This is a genomic window from Streptomyces sp. NPDC042259 (assembly GCF_055582085.1).
Genome location: NZ_JBVJDW010000005.1, coordinates 368,806 through 387,849, shown reverse-complemented (window position 1 = coordinate 387,849; position 19,044 = coordinate 368,806). Strand labels below are relative to the sequence as shown.

Sequence of the window (19,044 nt, the reverse complement as noted above, 5' to 3'; positions counted from 1 at the left end):
CCGGGCTACCGGCCCGGCGCGCCCGCCGAGCCGTACCCGGTGTCCGCACCGGCCCCGGCGCCCTCGGGCAGCTTCGGCGGGACGTACGCGCGCAGCGGGGCCTTGCCCGCGTCCGGACGCACCGCGCCGAGCAGCGGGTTCGCCGCGATCGGCGAGACCTTCACGAACGCGCCGGGCCGGGGTGCCTGTATCACCCGGCCGTCGCCGATGTAGAGCGCCACATGGGTGGCACCCTCGAAGTAGAGGATCAGATCGCCCGGGCGCAGCTCGTTCAGCGGCACCCTCGGCAGCGTCTTCCACTGCTCCTGGCTGGTCCGGGGGATCGCGCCGCCGGCGTGCGCCCACGCCTGGGAGGTCAGCCCCGAGCAGTCGAAGGAGTCCGGGCCCGCGGCCCCCCACACATACGGCTTCCCGACCTGGCGCATGGCGAACTCCACGGCCTTCCCGCCGACCTCGGAGGGGTTCACCGAGCCGCCCAGCTTCCCCGAGTCGACCAGCTTGCGCTGCGCCTCGGTGATGCCCTGCTGCTCCAGCTTCCGCAGCCGCTCCAACTGCTCGCCGGTCATCGAGGCGAGCAGCCGCTCGACGGCGTCCAGCCGCTTGCGGACGGTGTCGCGCTGCTGCTTCTGCTTGGCCGCGAGCGCCTCCTGCACATTGAGCGCGTCGCGGGCCTGCGCGGCGAGGGAGGCGGCCCGCTTCTCGCCCCCGGTGAGGCGCTCGACCGTGGCGGCGCGCCGGCCCGCGGCCCGCTTCAGCTCGTGCCCCTGGTCCAGGGCCTGCCGGGCGTCGCCGCTGAGCAGGAAGCGCATGTAGGGGGAGAGCGGGTTGTCGACCCCGCGGTACTGCTCCCGGGCCAGCCGTCCCGCGTCGTTGCGGCTGCCGTCCAGCGCGACGCGGGCGTTGGCCAGGTCCTCGTTGAGCCGGTTGACCTTGGCGCGCTGCTTCTTCAGCTTCTCCTCGGTCGCGTTGTAGGTCTCCGTGGCCTCTTCGGTCTGCTGATAGAGGGTCTGAAGACGGCTGAGGAGGGCGCTGACCGACTGGTCGGGCGGGTCGGCGGGCGCGGCCACCGCCGACGGCGCGGGCAGTACGAGTGTGGCGCTCGCGACGAGCGCCGCCGTGCAGACCGCTTGCACGAACCGCCCTGACCGTCCTGACACAACTACACCTCCGGTAATGGGGCGTAGTCGTCAGCCCCAGGAGGATCGTGCCATGTCAGTAGTACTAATGGCAGTCCGCTGGGCGAATCCGCCTAACCCGGTCACTCCTTGGTTGACTGTTCGTCACCCACCCGGCGTGGCGCCTGGTGACGGGCCGGCCCCCCCGGCGGCTACGGCCGGGCGCCGGGCCGCGACCACGGCCAGGCAAGGCCGCCGCCGCGCCGGCCCTCCGGGTCGTACTCGTACCGCCAGCCCTTGTGCAGATGGAGCCGCCGCGTGGTGCCCGCCTGCACCCGGCGGTAGACCAGCACGGTCGGCTCCCCGCCGTCGGCGTCCGGCACGGGGATCTCGTACCGCTTCGGCGGATGGCCGGTGGGGCCCAGGAGCACCGGCAGAACGCGGCCGTCCAGTGGCCCGCCCACAAAGGGCGTCTCTTCGCTTCTCACCTCACCAGTCTCCGCTGTCCCGGGCCCGGACGGGGCACCGGGCGCGCGTCAGCCGTGCCCGTCCTCCGAAAGCACGGGCCCGTCCTCGGGGCCGGGCGGCGGATGCGCCGCCACGTCCTCGACGACCTCCAGCACCCGGCGGCCCAGCCGCCCGGCCGGGCCGTCCGGCCGTTCCAGGGCGAGCGCGGCGCGGGCGGCCGCCGCGGTCTGCGGGTCGCCCGCCGCGGTCACGGCCAGCAGGGCCACGAAGTGGTCCACCAGCCAGTCGCGCAGCTCCGCCGCGGGGGGCTGCTTGCCCTCGTCCAGCCAGATCAGCGACGCGGCCTCGACGGCCGATATCCACGTGCGGACCATCATCCGCAGCCGTGGCCCCGGCTCCGCCACCCGCAGGTGCGCCAGCACCTGGTCGGTGGCCGTCCGCCGCACCTCGTCCACGATCGCGCCCGTACGGGAGGTCTCGACGACGCTGCCGCCCTGCAGCAGTGCGCTGAACCCCGCGTCGTGCCCGTCGACGAAGGCCAGATAGCGGTCGAGCGCGGCGCCCAGCCGGACGGTGACCGGGCCGCTCTGCGGCTCGGCGAAACACTGCCGGAGGTCGTCGGCGGCGCTGCGCAGCGCCGCCTCGTAGAGCTGCGGCTTGCCGCCGGGGAAGTAGCGGTACACCAGCGGCCTCGACACCCGCGCGGCCACCGCGACGTCGTCGAGCGAGACGTCCTCGGGCACGCGGTGCCCGAACAGCCCGAGCGCGGCGGTGATGAGCTGCGCGCGGCGCTCGGTGACGCTGAGCCTGCGGTAGGCGCCACGGGCGGCCGGAGCGGTGGCCGGAACGGCTGCCTCCGGGGCCGGAGCGGGGTCGGAGGGTGCCGCGGGGGCCGGTACGGCCGGGGTCGGTGCTGCCGGGACGCGTCCGCTGCCGTTCATGGAACGCAGCGTAACGGTCCTGGTCGGCGCGTGCGGCGGCCTTCGGACGCGGGGTCAGGCCAGCAGCCCGGAGCTTCGCCACAGCCGTCGTCCGACGCCCCGCAGGACCCCGACGTCCTCCAGGAAGTCGGTGAGCCGCTTCGCCCCTGCCTGCAGGACCTCGCGCCGGTGCCCGCTCTCCCGCACCTGGGCGACGGCCTCGCGGCGGTCGAGACCGACGTTCGTGTACACGGCCGGGTTGACGAGGGCCGAGGAGAAGACGCGGGCCGCCTCGCCGCAGCTGACCCGGGTCAGCTCCGCCTCCCAGCGGGGGCAGGTGACCATCTGGCGGCGCAGTTCCTCCCGCGCGTACCGCACGTGCCGCGACTCCTCGACGACGTGGATGCGGGTGACGCCGCGCACGAGGGTCTGGACGCGCTCGTCGGGGAACGTCAGCCGCTGCATGTGGTCGAGGATCTCCTCACCGAGCAGTATGGCGGCGAACGAACCGGGCGTGGTGGAGACCGTCTTGAGGAAGCGGCCGAGGTTGTGGTGCAGCCGGCGGACCGGGTAGGCCGGTGACTCCGTCTTGTCGATCATGCGCGCGAACATCTTGGAATGTCTGCACTCGTCCTCGATCTCGGTCAGCGCGTACCGGACGTGGGCGCTGGTCACGGGCTTGTCGTAGATGTGCCGGGCGAGCAGCTGCATCAGGATGATCTCGAGCCAGATGCCGAGGGACGCGACGGCGGCGGCCTCGTGCCGGGCCAGCTCCATCCGCTGCTCCTCCGCCATCCGGCGCCACAACGGGGTGTCGTAGAGGGAGACCAGCTCCGGGGGCCAGAACCACTTGCCCCCCTCGAGCGGCGCGGCCCAGTCCAGCTCGGCGTCCGGGTCGAAGGAGTGCCGGGCGGAGGATTCCAGGAGTCGCCCGGCGACCTGCTCGCGGTCCTTGAGCAGCCCCAGCGCATCCCGGGGCGGGGTCTTTCGGGTCACCGTGGTCATGGCTGAGGACACCTCGTCTGTGAGTTACCCGTGGTACGGCGTTCGGTTCCCCCTTATGAGACTGCTTGTCAGCAAGAACGTCAATGCTTCCGGTACGACAAGTCACACGACATGCCCAGAGAGCTGACGGCCCATCATTGACCGGGTGGTAAGCGGCGTGTGAGCCTGCCCCTCAGCCATGCGCGCGAGGGACAGGAGACGTCCATGACGACGCGAAAGCTCTACGCACACGACCCCGGGGCCGACATCTGGGAGATTCCGGCCGGCGGCGCGGCCCGGTTCGACTGGGACTACGAAGGCGGCCGCGACCGGCTCCTCGCCCTGTACCAGAAGGGCAAGGACAAGCAGTGGGACTCCGTCAAACGGATCGACTGGGACATCGAGGTCGACCCCTACGACCCGCTCGGCGTCCCCGACGAGAACATGCTCATCCACGGCTCCCCGTACTGGGACCGGATGAGCGAGGCCAACCGCCGCGACATGCGCCGCCACTTCGCCTCCTGGCAGTTCAGCCAGTTCCTGCACGGCGAACAGGGGGCGATGGTGTGCGCCGCGCGCATCGTGGAGTCCGTGCCCGACCTGGACGCGAAGTTCTACTCCGCCACCCAGACCATGGACGAGGCCCGGCACGCCGAGATCTACAGCCGGTTCCTGCACGAGAAGATCGGCATGCTGTACCCGATCAACGACAACCTCCAGTCGCTGCTGGGCGACACCCTGCGCGACTCCCGCTGGGACATGCCCTACCTCGGCATGCAGGTCCTCATCGAGGGCCTCGCCCTCGCCGCCTTCGGCATGCTGCGCGACACCACCGACAAACCGCTGCCCCGGCAGATCCTCACCTACGTCATGCAGGACGAGGCCCGGCACGTCGCCTTCGGACGGATGGCGCTCCGCGACTACTACCGCCAGCTCACCGACGCCGAGCTGCGCGAGCGCGAGGAGTTCGTCATCGAGGGCTGCCATCTCATGCGCGACCGGCTGCGCGGGGACGAGGTCCTGGTCGCCTTCGGCATCCCGGAGCGGGAGGCCCAGGAGCTGAGTGAACGCTCCGAATACCTCCGGCTCTTCCGGAAGCTGCTGTTCAGCCGCATCGTCCCGTGTGTCAAGGACATCGGCCTGTGGGGCGAGCGACTCCAGCGCGCCTACGTCGACATGGGCGTCCTGGAGATGGGCGACGCCAACCTGGACCTCCTCATGGCACAGGACGAGGAGATCGCCGAACGCTACGACGCGGAGCGGTTCGCGGCGGAGGAGGCGGCCCGCACGGCGGAGGTGGCGGAGGCGATCGCGGAGGGCGGGGGAGGGGCCCGGCCCTGACGGGCCCGGACCGACTCCCGTCGGCTCGGGCCGGGAGCGGCGGGGCGAGGCCGGGTGCGAACGTCTCGCGCCGGTCCCCCTGACGGCCCCACCTCCGTGTCTCCCGATCACGCCCTTCGTTGTTTCGCCACGAACCGCGGCATCGTCCGACGTCAGGTCCCGGCCGCACGTCCCGACCGCACACCCCGAGTTCACAGGAGGCGCACGTGGCAGGTTTTCTCGACCGGGCCAAGGAGCAGGCGCAGCGCAGCATGGCGCAGGGCAAGGAAAAACTGGAGGAGGTCCAGGCCCAGCGCGCCGGAGGGGACCTGCTGAAGAAACTCGGCGCCGCCTACTACGCGGAAAAGCGCGGCGCGGGCACCCCCGAAGCGACCCAGCGCGCCCTGGCCGAGCTGGAGGCCCACATCACCGCCCACGGGGACGGCTTCCTGCGCGGCGCGTGACACCGAGCGGCCGCCGCCGGCCCCAAGGCACCCACCGCCGCCCGGACTTGCCACGGCGGCACCCGGCGGCATCTGGGCCGTACATACGCGAAGACCCCGTCCTCGGCGTCACCGCTGAGGACGGGGTCTTCGGGCACTTCCTGCGAAGTGCCCCCGGCAGGATTCGAACCTGCGCACACGGCTCCGGAGGCCGTTGCTCTATCCCCTGAGCTACGGGGGCGTGTCGTCCGCGTTTCGCGGCGACGGGTAGAACACTACCAGCTCTCGTCGGGTGCGAAGTAACAGGTGGTCGGGGGCGGTCGGAGTGGGTGGGCGGGGGCCGGGGCGGCGGGGGTTCGGGCAGTTGGGGAAAGCTCGCTCGCACGGGGTGGAAGTGGGGAAAACCCGGACGCGGCGCGGCGGGCGCGCCTACTCTCAGGGGTGTGCCTGGCTTGTCCGGCCGGGTCCTCGTTGTCGACGACAACAAGGTCATCCGGCAGCTGATCAGGGTCAACCTCGAGCTCGAAGGCTTCGAGGTCGTGACCGCGGCCGATGGTGCCGAGTGCCTGGAGATCGTGCACCGCGTGCGTCCCGATGTCGTGACACTGGACGTCGTCATGCCGCGACTCGACGGGCTGCAGGCCGCCGCCCGGCTACGGGCCGATGTCCGCACGCGGGACATACCGATCGCGATCATCAGCGCCTGCACCCAGCTGGAAGTGGACGGCGGCCGGGCCGCCGGAGTGGACGCGTTCCTGGCGAAGCCGTTCGAGCCCGCCGAGATGGTGCGGCTCGTCCGCAGGCTCGGGGGACGCGGTCACCTGGACGGCGAGGACGGGCTGTCGGGGGTCCGCACCCCCGGGGAGGCGCAGCCGGCCGTGCGACCTGCCGGGTAGTGGCGGCGTCGCCGTCCGTCCCGTCTGGTGAAACCTGTTCGCGAAGTGGCCCCCCACCTCCCCTAGGCTTGGCCCTGTGACCCCCGCCGATCTCACCCGCACCGTGCTGCACACCGTGCGTCGCGCCGTCGAGGCAGACGAACTGTGCGCCGTCGTGCCGGAGCGGGTCACCGTGCGGGTTCCGCCCCGGCCGGGGTGCGGGGACTACGCCACCAACGTGGCCCTGCGGATCGCCCAGGACACCGGCCGCCCCGCCCTCGACATCGCCGAGGTACTGCGACGGCATCTCGTGCGGGAGCCGGGGATCGCGGCGGTCGACATCGCCGGGCCCGGCTTCCTCAACATCACCCTCGCCGGCACCACCCAGGCGGAACTGGTGCGCGAACTGCTGGCGAACCGGAAGACGAACCCGCCCCTCCCGCTCCCCGAGCCCGGCCCCGCACTGCTGCGCCGGCTCGGCACGGACGCCGCCCGGTGGAGCCTGCTCAGCCCGCCCGGCCTCGACCGCGACCTCTTGCTCGTACAGCGCGAGGCCAACCCCCTCTTCCGGGTCCGCTACGCCCACGCCCGCAGCCGGGCCCTGCTGCGCAACGCCCGTGACCTGGGCTTCACGCCCGAGGCCGGGGAGCTGCGCAGCGAGACCGCCGGTGCGCTGCTGGCCGCCCTCGCCGACCACGCCCGCGTCAGCGCCACCCGCGCCCCCGACCGGCTCGCCCGGCACCTCGAACGGGTCGCCGACGCCTTCCTCCGCTGGACCGCGGCGTGCCCCACGCTGCCCCGCGGCGACGAGAAACCCTCGGCCGTTCACCGCGCCCGACTGGCCGCCGCCGAGGCCTCGGGCAACGTGCTCGCCGACGGCCTCCACCAGCTCGGCATCACCGCACCCGCACACCTCTGAGGAGATCAGAGCCCATGAGCCGCTCCGCCCACCCCGCCGGGCCCCGCTACGCCGACGTCCTTCCCGAGGGGCACTACACCGCTCCGCCCACCGACCTCAACGCGCTCGACCCGCGGGTGTGGTCCCGCACCGTCTCGCGCGACGCCGAAGGGGTCGCCACCGTCGGCGGGCTCGATGTGAAGCGGCTCGCCGAGGAGTTCGGCACCCCCGCCTACTTCCTCGACGAGGACGACTTCCGGGCCCGCTGCCGCGCCTGGCGGGACGCCTTCGGCGACGAGGCCGACGTCTTCTACGCCGGCAAGGCGTTCCTCTCCCGGGCCGTGGTGCGCTGGCTGCACGAGGAGGGCCTCAACCTCGACGTCTGCTCCGCCGGGGAACTCGCCACCGCCCTCGACGCCGGGATGCCCGCCGAGCGCATCGCGCTGCACGGCAACAACAAGTCGGCCGAGGAGATCACCCGCGCCGTCGAGGCCGGCGTCGGCCGGATCGTCCTCGACTCCTTCCAGGAGATCGTCCGCGTCGCCCACATCGCCGAGCGGCTCGGCAAGCGCCAGCGCGTCCAGATCCGGGTCACCGTCGGCGTCGAGGCGCACACCCACGAGTTCATCGCCACCGCCCACGAGGACCAGAAGTTCGGTCTCGCGCTGGCCGGCGGGCAGGCGGCCGAGGCCGTCCGCCGCGCGCTCAAGCTCGACGGGCTCGAGGTCATCGGCATCCACTCGCACATCGGATCGCAGATCTTCGACACCTCCGGCTTCGAGGTGGCCGCCCACCGCGTCGTCGGGCTGCTGAAGGACATCCGCGACGAGCACGGCATCGAACTCCCCGAGATCGACCTCGGCGGCGGCCTCGGCATCGCCTACACCCCCGAGGACGACCCGCGCGAACCGCACGAGATCGCCAAGGCGCTCGGTGACATCGTCACCCGCGAGTGCGCGGCCGCCGGACTCGCCGTGCCGCGGCTGTCCGTCGAGCCGGGCCGCGCGATCGTCGGCCCCACGGCCTTCACGCTCTACGAGGTCGGCACCATCAAGGAACTGCCCGGCCTGCGCACGTACGTCAGCGTCGACGGCGGCATGTCCGACAACATCCGCACCGCGCTCTACGACGCCGAGTACTCCGTCGCGCTGGTCTCCCGCACCTCCACCGCCGCGCCGATGCTCTCCCGCGTCGTCGGCAAGCACTGCGAGTCCGGTGACATCGTCGTCCGCGACGCCTTCCTCCCCGCCGACCTGGCCCCCGGCGATCTGCTCGCGGTGCCCGCGACCGGCGCGTACTGCCGCTCGATGGCGAGCAACTACAACCACGCGCTGCGCCCGCCGGTCGTCGCGGTGAAGGACGGTGCCGCGCGGGTCATCGTGCGGCGCGAGACGGAGGAGGACCTTCTCCGGCTCGACGTCGGCTGAACCACGCCGGGCCCTCCCGGGCCGGCCGGACCGCGCCGGCTGGCATTTAGCTGACAGATGACCGCGTTGCCGGACGGATGTCGGCCCGCGGAAACAAAGATCTCGAATACTGGACCCGGGGAGGGAAACCCCCGTCCGGTGAGTGAGACTGGTGAACTACCGAAGATGTACAGAAACGAGGTCGGATGATGCGTACGCGTCCGCTGAAAGTGGCGCTGCTGGGCTGCGGAGTGGTCGGCACAGAGGTGGCGCGCATCATGACGACGCACGCGGACGACCTCACGGCACGCATCGGCGCGCCCGTCGAGCTCGCCGGCATCGCCGTCCGCCGCCCCAGCCGGGTGCGCGCCGGGGTGCCCGCGGAGCTGATCACCACCGATGCCACCGCGCTCGTCAAGCGCGGTGACATCGATGTGGTCATCGAGGTCATCGGCGGGATCGAGCCCGCCCGCACGCTGATCACGACCGCCTTCGAGCACGGCGCCGGCGTCGTCTCCGCGAACAAGGCGCTGCTCGCCCAGGACGGTGCCGCCCTGCACGCCGCCGCCGAGAAACACGGCGCCGACCTCTACTACGAGGCCGCCGTCGCGGGCGCCATCCCGCTCGTCCGGCCGCTGCGCGAGTCCCTCGCCGGCGACAAGGTCAACCGGGTGCTCGGCATCGTCAACGGCACGACCAACTTCATTCTCGACAAGATGGACACCAGCGGCGCGGGCTACTCCGAGGCGCTGGACGAGGCCACCGCCCTCGGGTACGCCGAGGCGGACCCGACGGCCGACGTCGAGGGCTTCGACGCCGCCGCCAAGGCCGCGATCCTGGCCGGCATCGCCTTCCACACCCGGGTCCGGCTGGACGACGTGCACCGCGAGGGCATGACCGAGGTCACCGCCGCCGACTTCGCGTCCGCGAAGCAGATGGGCTGCACCATCAAGCTGCTGGCCATCTGCGAGCGGGCCGCCGACGGGCAGTCCGTCACCGCCCGGGTGCACCCGGCCATGATCCCGCTGAGCCACCCCCTCGCCTCCGTGCGCGAGGCGTACAACGCGGTGTTCGTCGAGGCCGAGGCGGCCGGACAGCTGATGTTCTACGGGCCGGGCGCGGGCGGCCCGCCGACCGCCTCCGCGGTCCTCGGCGACCTCGTGGCCGTCTGCCGAAACAAGCTCGGCGAGGCCACCGGCCCCGGCGAATCGGCCTACACCCGACTGCCCGTGAGCCCGATGGGCGAGGTGGTCACCCGCTATCACATCAGCCTCGACGTCGCCGACAAGCCGGGTGTCCTCGCCCAGGTCGCCACGGTCTTCGCCGAGCACGGCGTATCCATCGACACGGTCCGCCAGACGGGCAAGGACGGCGAGGCGTCCCTCGTCGTCGTCACCCACCGGGCCCCCGACGCCGCCCTCTCGGCGACCGTCGAGGCGCTGCGCCGGCTGGACACGGTCCGCGGCGTCGCGAGCATCATGCGCGTTGAAGGCGAGTAGGGGAGTTACGAAAGCAATGTCTGCCAACAACGGTCGCCAGACCTCCCGCACCCCGCAGTGGCGCGGCATCATCGAGGAATACCGCGACCGGCTCCCGGTCTCCGCCGACACGCCGGTCGTCACCCTCCGCGAGGGCGGCACCCCGCTCGTACCGGCCCAGGTGCTCTCCGAGCGCACGGGCTGCGAGGTGCACCTGAAGGTCGAGGGCGCCAACCCCACCGGGTCCTTCAAGGATCGCGGCATGACCATGGCCATCACCCGGGCCAAGGAGGAGGGCGCGAAGGCCGTCATCTGCGCCTCCACCGGCAACACCTCCGCGTCGGCCGCCGCCTACGCCGTACGCGCCGGAATGGTCTGCGCCGTCCTGGTGCCGGAAGGCAAGATCGCCCTCGGCAAGATGGGGCAGGCGCTGGTCCACGGCGCGCGCATCCTCCAGGTCGACGGCAACTTCGACGACTGCCTCACGCTGGCCCGCAATCTGTCCGACAACTACCCGGTGGCGCTGGTCAACTCCGTCAACCCGGTACGGATCGAGGGGCAGAAGACGGCGGCCTTCGAGATCGTCGACATGCTCGGCGACGCGCCCGACATCCATGTCCTGCCGGTCGGCAACGCGGGCAACATCACCGCCTACTGGCGGGGCTACCGCGAGTACGCCGCCGACAAGATCTCCTCCCGGAACCCCCGGATGTGGGGATTCCAGGCCTCCGGTTCCGCGCCCATCGTGCGCGGCGAGCCGGTCAAGGACCCGCACACCATCGCCACCGCGATCCGCATCGGCAACCCCGCCTCCTGGCGGTTCGCCGAGGAGGCGCGGGACGAGTCGGGCGGGCTCATCGACGAGGTGACCGACCGACAGATCCTGGCCGCCTACCGGCTGTTGGCCTCGCAGGAGGGCGTCTTCGTCGAGCCCGCCTCGGCGGCCAGCGTCGCCGGTCTGCTCAAGGCCGCAGAGCAGGGCCTGGTCGACCCGGGCCAGCGCATCGTCTGTACGGTCACGGGCAACGGCCTCAAGGACCCCGACTGGGCGGTGGCCGGCGCGCCCCAGCCCATCACCGTGCCGGTGGACGCGTCGGCCGCGGCGCGGCAGCTGGGTCTCGTCTGACGGCTCGTACCCGGGGCTCCGCCCCGGACCCCGGTCCTCAAGCGCCGGACGGGCCGGCCCCGGCTCCGTGTCCTCAATCGCCGGACGGGCTGCATTCGCGGCTTGTCCGGCGATGGAGGACCGCCGTAACCAGCACATCCACCCCACGCCGCCACATACCCGGCGCGCCGCAGGCGACACGCTTCGTGCGCCTCCCGTGCGCCCTATGTCGCCGCAGAACCTTCCTTCGATAGGCTGTACTCACTCCGCCCCGTCGCAGACCCCTGTCGCCCCCACGCGGCATCACCGTCGCGGCCCTTGCGGACGTTGCACGCCCCACCGAGGCCACACCAAGGAGAGTCTTCGAGCGATGGCCGGTCCCGCGTTCCGCGCCGCCGCCGTCCGAGTGCGCACCCCTGCCACCAGCGCAAATCTCGGTCCCGGCTTTGATGCCCTCGGCCTGTCCCTGGGGCTCTACGACGATGTCGTCGTCCGGGTGGCCGAATCCGGGCTGCACATCGACATCGCGGGCGAGGGTGCCGAAACCCTGCCGCGCGACGAGAGTCATCTGCTCGTACGGTCCCTGCGTACCGCCTTCGACCTGCTCGGCGGCCAGCCGCGCGGCCTCGAGGTCGTCTGTGCCAACCGCATTCCGCACGGGCGGGGCCTCGGTTCCTCCTCCGCCGCCATCTGCGCGGGCATCGTCGCCGCCCGCGCGGTGACGATAGGCGGGGCCGAGCGGCTCGACGACGCGGCGCTGCTCGAGCTGGCCACCGAGATCGAGGGCCACCCGGACAACGTCGCCGCCTGTCTGCTCGGCGGGTTCACCCTGGCCTGGACCGAGGCGGGGGCCGCGCGCGCCATTCGGATGGATCCTGCGGATTCCATCGTTCCGGTGGTGTTCGTGCCCGCCAAGGCGGTACTGACCGAGACCGCGCGCGGGCTTTTGCCCCGGACCGTCCCCCATGTGGACGCGGCGGCCAACGCCGGGCGCGCGGCGCTGCTCGTGGAGGCCCTGACCAGGCGTCCCGAGCTGTTGCTGCCGGCCACCGAGGACCGGCTCCACCAGGAATACCGCGCTCCGGCGATGCCGGAGAGCGTGGCCCTGGTCAACCGACTGCGGGCGGACGGCGTCCCCGCGGTCATCTCCGGCGCGGGCCCCACGGTGCTCGCGCTGGTCGAGGACGGTGCGGCCGACAAGGTCGCACGACTGGCGGGCGAGGGGTGGGCGGCCAATCGGCTGACTCTCGACGCCGGGGGGACGAGCGTGCTGCCGCTGTCCTGACCAGCGGTGTCCGGGGGGCGACCCCGGCCACCCGAAATTCGCGGTTGCCGGTCATTGAGAGGGGGAATGTTTGTGGGATCCGGTAGTGTTAACCTCAAGTCTGCACTCGAAGCCACATCGGCTCGGTGCTCTGTGTCCCGATCAGGGACCGCTTTTCTTCCGGGAGCCTCCCAAACTGCCTGAGCAGCCTGCCTGAGCAGCTTCGAGCACGCTCCGGAATCGGCGTGGGTGACATGAGTGAAGTAAAACGCCATGTCTTCACTGATTCCTTCACGCCGAAACCTATGAACCTGATTCCTCCGCCGTACCGGCGGACCACCGCCCAGGCCCGGTCCGCATACCAGGACCGCAGCCGGACAGCACAACCGGTCGCCGAGCCAGACAGGCCGACGCCCGCTCCAGGGAAGGACCCTTCGTGAGCGACACCACCGATCTGATGGGCGTGAACGCCGACAGTTCCGTCGGCAATGCCTCCGCGCCCGCCACGGACGCTCCCGCCGCGCCTGCCACCGGTGCCTCCGCCGCCCCCAAGCGGCGCCGTTCGGGCACCGGCCTCGACGGCATGGTCCTGGCCGAGCTCCAGCAGGTTGCCTCCGGCCTCGGCATCAAGGGCACCGCGCGGATGCGCAAAGGCCAGCTGATCGAGGTCATCAAGGAGAAGCAGGCCGGCTCCGCCGCGTCCGCCAAGGCCACCGAGACGGCCTCCGCCGACGCCGAGACCAAGCCGAAGCGCCGTGCGACCTCCAAGGCCCGCACGGGTGAGGCTGCCGCGGCCGCCGAGAAGCCCGCCGAGAAGGCCGCTGCCCAGCAGCAGATCGAGATCCCGGGCCAGCCGAGCAGCGACGAGCAGCCGGCCGGTGAGCGCCGTCGCCGTCGTGCGACCGCTCCCTCGGGCAGCCCCGAGACGGCCACCGAGGCCAAGACCGACGTCAAGGTCGAGGAGCGCACCGAGGCCAAGGCCGAGACGGCCGTGGACACCGCCGAGGGCAAGGCCGCCAAGGGCGGCGAGCGCGGCGAGCGGGCCGGCAAGGGCGACCGCCGTGACCGTGCCGAGCGCGGTGAGCGCGGTCAGCGCGGCGAGCGTGACCGGGGCGAGCGCGGCGAGCGTGACCGTGACCGCCGTGGCAACCGTGACGGCGCCGGCCAGCAGGGCGGCGACCGCCAGGACCGTCAGGACCGCCAGCAGCAGCGCGACAACCGCGGCCCGCAGGGCGGCGGCCAGGGCGGCCCGCAGGACGACGGTTACGACGACGAGGCGGGCGGCCGTCGCGGCCGTCGCGGCCGCTACCGCGACCGCCGTGGCCGTCGTGGCCGCGAGGAGGCGGGCTTCGGCAACGAGCCGCAGGTCTCCGACGACGACGTCCTGATCCCCGTCGCGGGCATTCTCGACATCCTCGACAACTACGCGTTCATCCGGACCTCCGGTTACCTCCCGGGCCCGAACGACGTCTATGTCTCCCTCGCCCAGGTCCGCAAGAACGGCCTGCGCAAGGGTGACCACGTCACCGGTGCGGTCCGGCAGCCGAAGGACGGCGAGCGGCGCGAGAAGTTCAACGCCCTCGTGCGTCTGGACTCGGTGAACGGCATGGCGCCCGAAACCGGCCGTGGCCGCCCGGAGTTCGGCAAGCTCACCCCGCTCTACCCGCAGGACCGCCTGCGGTTGGAGACGGACCCGGGCGTGCTGACGACCCGGATCATCGACCTGGTCGCGCCGATCGGCAAGGGCCAGCGTGGTCTGATCGTGGCCCCGCCGAAGACCGGCAAGACCATGATCATGCAGGCGATCGCCAACGCGATCACCACCAACGCCCCCGAGTGCCACCTGATGGTCGTCCTGGTCGACGAGCGTCCGGAAGAGGTCACCGACATGCAGCGGTCGGTCAAGGGCGAGGTCATCTCCTCGACCTTCGACCGCCCGGCCGAGGACCACACCACCGTCGCCGAGCTGGCCATCGAGCGCGCCAAGCGCCTCGTGGAGCTGGGTCACGACGTGGTCGTCCTGCTGGACTCGATCACCCGTCTGGGCCGTGCCTACAACCTGGCCGCCCCGGCCTCGGGCCGCATCCTGTCCGGTGGTGTCGACTCGACCGCGCTCTACCCGCCGAAGAAGTTCTTCGGTGCCGCGCGCAACATCGAGGACGGCGGCTCGCTGACGATCCTGGCCACCGCGCTCGTCGAGACCGGCTCGCGCATGGACGAGGTGATCTTCGAGGAGTTCAAGGGCACCGGCAACATGGAGCTCAAGCTCGACCGGAAGCTCGCCGACAAGCGCATCTTCCCGGCGGTCGACGTCGACCCGTCCAGCACCCGCAAGGAGGAGATCCTCCTGGGCGCCGACGAGTTGGCGATCGTCTGGAAGCTCCGCCGGGTGCTGCACGCGCTCGACTCGCAGCAGGCCATCGAGCTGCTTCTCGACAAGATGAAGCAGACGAAGTCCAACGCCGAGTTCCTGATGCAGATCGCGAAGACGACGCCCTCCTCGGGCAACGGCAACGACTGATCCCTCGCGACCGACCCGTCCGGCCCCGCCGTCGGACGGCTCGTCACTCGCGCATCACCACGACCGCCCCGCCACTTGTGTGGCGGGGCGGTCGTGCGTTCGGCTCCGGGCCCGTCCGCCCCGCCGTGTCCCCGCCGTGATCATCTTGAGTCCGCCTCGTGACCGGCTGAGATTTGCGCCACAACGCAACTGTTGAACATTGGCTTGAACGTTTGCCCGTTTCTGGCCGAAATCGCAGGTGAGCGGGGTTGTGGCCGGTTCGCACGGGGTCGCTGTCCCCCACGCTTCCTAAGAAGGTCCTCAGAACCCGCTGTGCAACCCTGGCGCAGGCTCTCCCGTCTGACCGGATGACGGGACACCATGCCTGACCAAGGCGGCAGGGGGTAGCCGGAGAGCAGCGGAGGACTGAGGGCGTATGGCTGACGACAGCAGGGGCACAAGGGCGGGATCGCGCCGTCGGCGTGCCGGCGGGCCGCGCGGCCGGCGCCGTAAGCCCCCGGCCCGTCGCAAAGGCTGGCGAATAGCCGCCTGGGCCCTCGCCGGGCTCGTTCTGCTCGGAGGCGGCGGCCTCGGGTTCCTCTACCTCAAGTTCAACGGCAATCTGACCGGCGTCGACATCAACGCCGCGCTGGGCAAGAACCGCCCCAAGGACATCGACAACGGCTCGCAGGACATCCTCGTCCTGGGCTCCGACTCCCGGGCCGGCGCCAACGGCAAGTACGGCACGGACGAGGGCAGCGCCCGCTCCGACACCGCGATGATCGTGCACGTCTACGAGGGCCACAAGAAGGCCAGCGTCGTCAGCATCCCGCGCGACACGATCGTCTCCCGCCCCGAGTGCAAGACCTCCGAGGGCAAGACCAGCCCGGCCGTCAAGCGCGCCCAGTTCAACGAGGCGTACTCGATCGGCGGCCCGGCCTGTGCGGTCGCCACCGTCGAGAGCATGACCGGCATCCGGATGGATCACTTCCTGGAGGTCGACTTCTCCGGGTTCCAGAAGCTGATCGACAAGCTCGGCGGGGTGGAGGTCACCACCGCCAAGCCCATCCACGACAAGTGGAGCCACCTCGACCTGGCCGCCGGCACCCACACGCTCGACGGCGAGAAGTCCCTCGCGCTCGTCCGTACCCGCAAGGGCGTGGGGGACGGCAGCGACCTCGGCCGGATCAAGCTCCAGCAGACGTTCATCAAGGCGCTGCTGGACCAGATCAAGTCGGTGGGCCTGTTCACCAGCCCCACCAAGCTCTACGGGCTGGCCGACACCGCCACCAAGGCCGTCACCACCGACCGTGAGCTGGCGTCCCTCGACAAACTGATGAGCTTCTCCAACGGGCTCAAGGGCATCCAGTCCGAGGACATGCACATGGTCACGCTGCCGGTCACCTACGACCCCCGGGACCCCAACCGGGTGGTGCCGCTGGAGGCCGAGTCCGCCGAGGTCTGGAACGCGCTCCGTGCCGACCGGGAGATACCGCGGTCCGCGCTCAAGGACGGCGCGGGCACGAAGACCGAGGCGGACGACGCCGTCCGGCAGGCCTCGGCCCGGCAGGGCACCGACGGCGAGAAGGCACCCGAGAAGAGCCCCTGAGAAGAGCCCCGTCGAGTAGCCGGTCGGCCGGGTGGGAACCGGCCGAAGCGGCCCGGCGCCCCCCGCCGCGGCCCCGCCCGGCCCCCACCTGCGGCTTTCCCGCCACGGCGGCGGCCGGCCCGGGGCCCGGACAACGGGGGAATACCTGGCCGCCACCCCACGTTTTGGGGGATACGGCCAGTACTGGCAAACTGGTACGTCGGCCCCGGTTCACGTAAGGCAATCCCGCCTCTGCGACCCGGCGCCCTCCCGAACCTAGGAGATCCCTTGAAGCGCGACATCCACCCGGAGTACGTCGAGACCCAGGTCAGCTGCACCTGTGGCGCCTCGTTCACCACCCGTAGCACCGTCGCGGACGGCACCATCCGTGCCGACGTGTGCTCCGAGTGCCACCCGTTCTACACGGGCAAGCAGAAGATCCTCGACACCGGTGGCCGCGTGGCGCGGTTCGAGGCCCGCTTCGGCAAGGCCGCCGCTGCCAAGAAGTAGCGACCCGCAGGCGCCGGATCCCGGTCGCCCTTCGCGCGCGAGGGGTGACCGGACCGGCGCTTTGTCGTCCAGCAGGCCCGTCACTTCCAGCTAGGGAAACTTGATGTTCGAGGCAGTCGAGGAACTGATCGGTGAGCACGCCGACCTCGAGAAGCGGCTCGCCGACCCCGCCGTGCACGCGGACCAGGCCAACGCCCGCAAGCTCAACAAGCGCTACGCCGAGCTGACCCCGATCGTCGGCACCTACCGCTCCTGGAAGCAGACCGGCGAGGACATCGAGACCGCGCGCGAGTTCGCCCAGGACGACCCGGACTTCGCGACCGAGGTCAAGGAACTGGAAAAGCAGCGCGAGGCGCTCACCGAGAAGCTGCGCCTGCTGCTCGTGCCGCGTGACCCCAGCGACGACAAGGACGTCATCCTCGAGGTCAAGGCGGGTGCGGGCGGCGACGAGTCGGCGCTCTTCGCCGGCGACCTGCTGCGGATGTATCTGCGCTACGCCGAGCGCGTCGGCTGGAAGACCGAGATCATCGACGCCACCGAGTCCGAGCTGGGCGGCTACAAGGACGTCCAGGTCGCCGTGAAGACCAAGGGCGGCAACGGTGCCACCGAGCCCGGCCAGGGCGTCTGGGCGCGGCTGAAGTACGAGGGCGGCGTGCACCGCGTGCAGCGCGTGCCCGCCACCGAGTCGCAGGGCCGGATCCACACCTCCGCCGCCGGCGTGCTCGTCACGCCCGAGGCCGAGGAGATCGACGTCGAGATCCACGCCAACGACCTGCGCATCGACGTCTACCGTTCGTCGGGCCCCGGCGGCCAGTCCGTCAACACCACCGACTCCGCGGTGCGCATCACCCACCTGCCGACCGGCATCGTCGCCTCCTGCCAGAACGAGAAGAGCCAGCTCCAGAACAAGGAGCAGGCCATGCGCATCCTGCGGTCCCGGCTGCTCGCCGCGGCCCAGGAGGAGGCGGAGAAGAACGCCGCCGACGCCCGCCGCAGCCAGGTCCGCACCGTCGACCGCTCCGAGAAGATCCGTACGTACAACTTCCCGGAAAACCGCATCTCCGACCACCGGGTCGGGTTCAAGGCGTACAACTTGGACCAGGTGCTTGACGGCGAGCTGGACCCGGTCATCCAGGCGTGCGTCGACGCCGACTCGGCCGCCAAACTGGCGCACGCCGGCTGACCGACTGAGACAATGCCCAACGGCGTGCGACGCGTCCACGACCGCCGGGCGGGCTCGACGCACCGAGCCCGTGCGACGGCCGAGGACGGCCGCCGTGACGAAAGCGCGAGAGGATCAACGTGAACCTGCTGCTCGCCGAGGTGGCGCAAGCCACCCAGCGGTTGGCCGACGCCGGCGTACCTTCTCCGCGCTTCGACGCGGAGGAGCTGGCCGCGTTCGTGCACGGCGTCAAGCGGGGTGAGCTGCACAACGTGGCCGACACCGACTTCGACGCCCGCTACTGGGAGGCCGTCGCCCGCCGCGAGGCCCGGGAGCCGCTCCAGCACATCACCGGCCGGGCCTTCTTCCGCTACCTCGAACTCCAGGTGGGCCCCGGAGTCTTCGTGCCCCGCCCCGAGACCGAGTCGGTCGTCGGCTGGGCCATAGACGCCGTACGGGCCATGGACGTCGTCGAACCCCTGATCGTCGATCTGTGCACCGGCTCCGGGGCCATCGCGCTGGCCCTCGCGCAGGAGGTGCCGCGCTCGCGCGTGCACGCCGTGGAGCTGGACGAGGGCGCCCTGAGCTGGGCCCGTAAGAACGTCGAGGGCTCCCGGGTGTCCCTGCACCACGGCAACGCCCTGACCGCGCTGCCGGAGCTGGACGGCCAGGTCGACCTGGTCATCAGCAACCCGCCGTACATCCCGCTCACCGAGTGGGAGTTCGTGGCGCCCGAGGCCCGCGACCACGATCCGCAGCTCGCGCTGTTCTCCGGCGAGGACGGTCTCGACACCATCCGCGGCATCGAGCGCACCGCCCACCGGCTGCTGCGCCCGGGCGGCGTCGTCGTCATCGAGCACGCCGACACCCAGGGCGGCCAGGTCCCGTGGATCTTCACCGAGGAGAAGGGCTGGGCGGACGCTGCCGACCACCCCGACCTCAACAACCGCCCGCGCTTCGCGACGGCCCGCAGGGCGACGGCGTGACCGGGGCAACGGCACCTAATCG

17 protein-coding genes and 1 tRNA gene are annotated in these 19,044 nt (G+C 71.5%); 13 read left to right on the top strand and 5 right to left on the bottom strand.

What is annotated here, in order from left to right; translation table 11 throughout:
• Window positions 1-5 precede the first annotated feature (5 nt).
• The 4 genes from ACZ6MA_RS17250 to ACZ6MA_RS17235 all read right to left on the bottom strand — a co-directional run bounded on the left by ACZ6MA_RS17250 (window position 6) and on the right by ACZ6MA_RS17235 (window position 3,508).
• Window positions 6-1,157, bottom strand: a complete 1,152-nt coding sequence (locus tag ACZ6MA_RS17250; protein WP_469434554.1) for a C40 family peptidase — start codon at window positions 1,155-1,157, stop codon at window positions 6-8.
• 170 nt (window positions 1,158-1,327) lie between these two features.
• Window positions 1,328-1,603, bottom strand: a complete 276-nt coding sequence (locus ACZ6MA_RS17245; RefSeq protein WP_469434553.1) for a hypothetical protein — start codon at window positions 1,601-1,603, stop codon at window positions 1,328-1,330.
• Window positions 1,604-1,651: 48 nt separating this feature from the next.
• Complete coding sequence (locus ACZ6MA_RS17240; protein ID WP_469434551.1) at window positions 1,652-2,524, bottom strand: TetR/AcrR family transcriptional regulator; 873 nt, start codon at window positions 2,522-2,524, stop codon at window positions 1,652-1,654.
• Between the two features lie 54 nt (window positions 2,525-2,578).
• Window positions 2,579-3,508, bottom strand: coding sequence for an AurF N-oxygenase family protein (locus ACZ6MA_RS17235; RefSeq protein ID WP_469434549.1), 930 nt, complete (start codon window positions 3,506-3,508; stop codon window positions 2,579-2,581).
• A 204-nt stretch (window positions 3,509-3,712) separates the two neighbouring features.
• On the opposite strand from ACZ6MA_RS17235, the gene ACZ6MA_RS17230 reads away from it, so the two are divergent.
• Entirely contained in the window at window positions 3,713-4,828 is a 1,116-nt protein-coding gene (locus ACZ6MA_RS17230) for a ferritin-like domain-containing protein (protein ID WP_469434548.1), read from the top strand.
• Window positions 4,829-5,034: 206 nt separating this feature from the next.
• Window positions 5,035-5,271, top strand: a complete 237-nt coding sequence (locus tag ACZ6MA_RS17225) for a hypothetical protein (RefSeq protein WP_469434546.1) — start codon at window positions 5,035-5,037, stop codon at window positions 5,269-5,271.
• Window positions 5,272-5,419: 148 nt separating this feature from the next.
• On the opposite strand, the gene ACZ6MA_RS17220 is transcribed toward ACZ6MA_RS17225, so the two are convergent.
• A tRNA-Arg gene (locus tag ACZ6MA_RS17220) sits at window positions 5,420-5,491 on the bottom strand.
• 202 nt (window positions 5,492-5,693) lie between these two features.
• Here ACZ6MA_RS17220 and ACZ6MA_RS17215 point away from each other — a divergent pair.
• The 11 genes from ACZ6MA_RS17215 (at window position 5,694) to prmC (ending at window position 19,022) form a co-directional block, all read left to right on the top strand.
• On the top strand, window positions 5,694-6,146 hold the full coding sequence (locus ACZ6MA_RS17215) for a response regulator (RefSeq protein ID WP_469434545.1): 453 nt from the start codon (window positions 5,694-5,696) through the stop codon (window positions 6,144-6,146).
• Window positions 6,147-6,222: 76 nt separating this feature from the next.
• The gene (gene nrtL / locus ACZ6MA_RS17210) at window positions 6,223-7,044 is read left to right on the top strand and encodes an ArgS-related anticodon-binding protein NrtL (RefSeq protein ID WP_469434544.1); all 822 of its coding nucleotides are present in this window, start codon (window positions 6,223-6,225) and stop codon (window positions 7,042-7,044) included.
• Between the two features lie 14 nt (window positions 7,045-7,058).
• Entirely contained in the window at window positions 7,059-8,450 is a 1,392-nt protein-coding gene (gene lysA, locus ACZ6MA_RS17205) for a diaminopimelate decarboxylase (protein ID WP_469434543.1), read from the top strand.
• A 185-nt stretch (window positions 8,451-8,635) separates the two neighbouring features.
• Window positions 8,636-9,928 carry a homoserine dehydrogenase gene (locus tag ACZ6MA_RS17200; protein WP_469434542.1) on the top strand — a complete coding sequence of 431 codons (1,293 nt, stop codon included), beginning with the start codon at window positions 8,636-8,638 and terminating at the stop codon, window positions 9,926-9,928.
• A 16-nt stretch (window positions 9,929-9,944) separates the two neighbouring features.
• Window positions 9,945-11,033 (top strand): threonine synthase, encoded by a 1,089-nt coding sequence (thrC, locus tag ACZ6MA_RS17195; protein WP_469434540.1) that lies wholly within the window; start codon window positions 9,945-9,947, stop codon window positions 11,031-11,033.
• A gap of 349 nt (window positions 11,034-11,382) precedes the next feature.
• Entirely contained in the window at window positions 11,383-12,297 is a 915-nt protein-coding gene (gene thrB, locus ACZ6MA_RS17190) for a homoserine kinase (protein ID WP_469434539.1), read from the top strand.
• 415 nt (window positions 12,298-12,712) lie between these two features.
• Window positions 12,713-14,797, top strand: coding sequence for a transcription termination factor Rho (gene rho / locus ACZ6MA_RS17185; RefSeq protein WP_469434537.1), 2,085 nt, complete (start codon window positions 12,713-12,715; stop codon window positions 14,795-14,797).
• Between the two features lie 415 nt (window positions 14,798-15,212).
• Window positions 15,213-16,385: an LCP family protein gene (locus tag ACZ6MA_RS17180; protein WP_469434534.1), complete on the top strand. Its 1,173-nt coding sequence runs from the start codon at window positions 15,213-15,215 to the stop codon at window positions 16,383-16,385.
• Window positions 16,386-16,652: 267 nt separating this feature from the next.
• Window positions 16,653-16,874 (top strand): 50S ribosomal protein L31, encoded by a 222-nt coding sequence (rpmE, locus tag ACZ6MA_RS17175; protein WP_106679164.1) that lies wholly within the window; start codon window positions 16,653-16,655, stop codon window positions 16,872-16,874.
• Window positions 16,875-16,977: 103 nt separating this feature from the next.
• Complete coding sequence (gene prfA, locus ACZ6MA_RS17170) at window positions 16,978-18,057, top strand: peptide chain release factor 1 (RefSeq protein ID WP_469434532.1); 1,080 nt, start codon at window positions 16,978-16,980, stop codon at window positions 18,055-18,057.
• A 119-nt stretch (window positions 18,058-18,176) separates the two neighbouring features.
• Window positions 18,177-19,022: a peptide chain release factor N(5)-glutamine methyltransferase gene (gene prmC / locus ACZ6MA_RS17165; RefSeq protein WP_469434531.1), complete on the top strand. Its 846-nt coding sequence runs from the start codon at window positions 18,177-18,179 to the stop codon at window positions 19,020-19,022.
• The last annotated feature ends 22 nt before the right edge of the window (window positions 19,023-19,044 follow it).

What these genes read in the sequence shown, in the direction of transcription:
- thrC (WP_469434540.1), top strand. Translation starts at nt 9,945, where the DNA reads ATGTCTGCCAACAACGGTCGCCAGACCTCCCGCACCCCGCAGTGGCGC.
- ACZ6MA_RS17240 (WP_469434551.1), bottom strand. Translation starts at nt 2,524, where the DNA reads ATGAACGGCAGCGGACGCGTCCCGGCAGCACCGACCCCGGCCGTACCG.
- ACZ6MA_RS17230 (WP_469434548.1), top strand. Translation starts at nt 3,713, where the DNA reads ATGACGACGCGAAAGCTCTACGCACACGACCCCGGGGCCGACATCTGG.
- thrB (WP_469434539.1), top strand. Translation starts at nt 11,383, where the DNA reads ATGGCCGGTCCCGCGTTCCGCGCCGCCGCCGTCCGAGTGCGCACCCCT.
- ACZ6MA_RS17235 (WP_469434549.1), bottom strand. Translation starts at nt 3,508, where the DNA reads ATGACCACGGTGACCCGAAAGACCCCGCCCCGGGATGCGCTGGGGCTG.
- ACZ6MA_RS17180 (WP_469434534.1), top strand. Translation starts at nt 15,213, where the DNA reads ATGGCTGACGACAGCAGGGGCACAAGGGCGGGATCGCGCCGTCGGCGT.
- lysA (WP_469434543.1), top strand. Translation starts at nt 7,059, where the DNA reads ATGAGCCGCTCCGCCCACCCCGCCGGGCCCCGCTACGCCGACGTCCTT.
- prfA (WP_469434532.1), top strand. Translation starts at nt 16,978, where the DNA reads ATGTTCGAGGCAGTCGAGGAACTGATCGGTGAGCACGCCGACCTCGAG.
- ACZ6MA_RS17200 (WP_469434542.1), top strand. Translation starts at nt 8,636, where the DNA reads ATGATGCGTACGCGTCCGCTGAAAGTGGCGCTGCTGGGCTGCGGAGTG.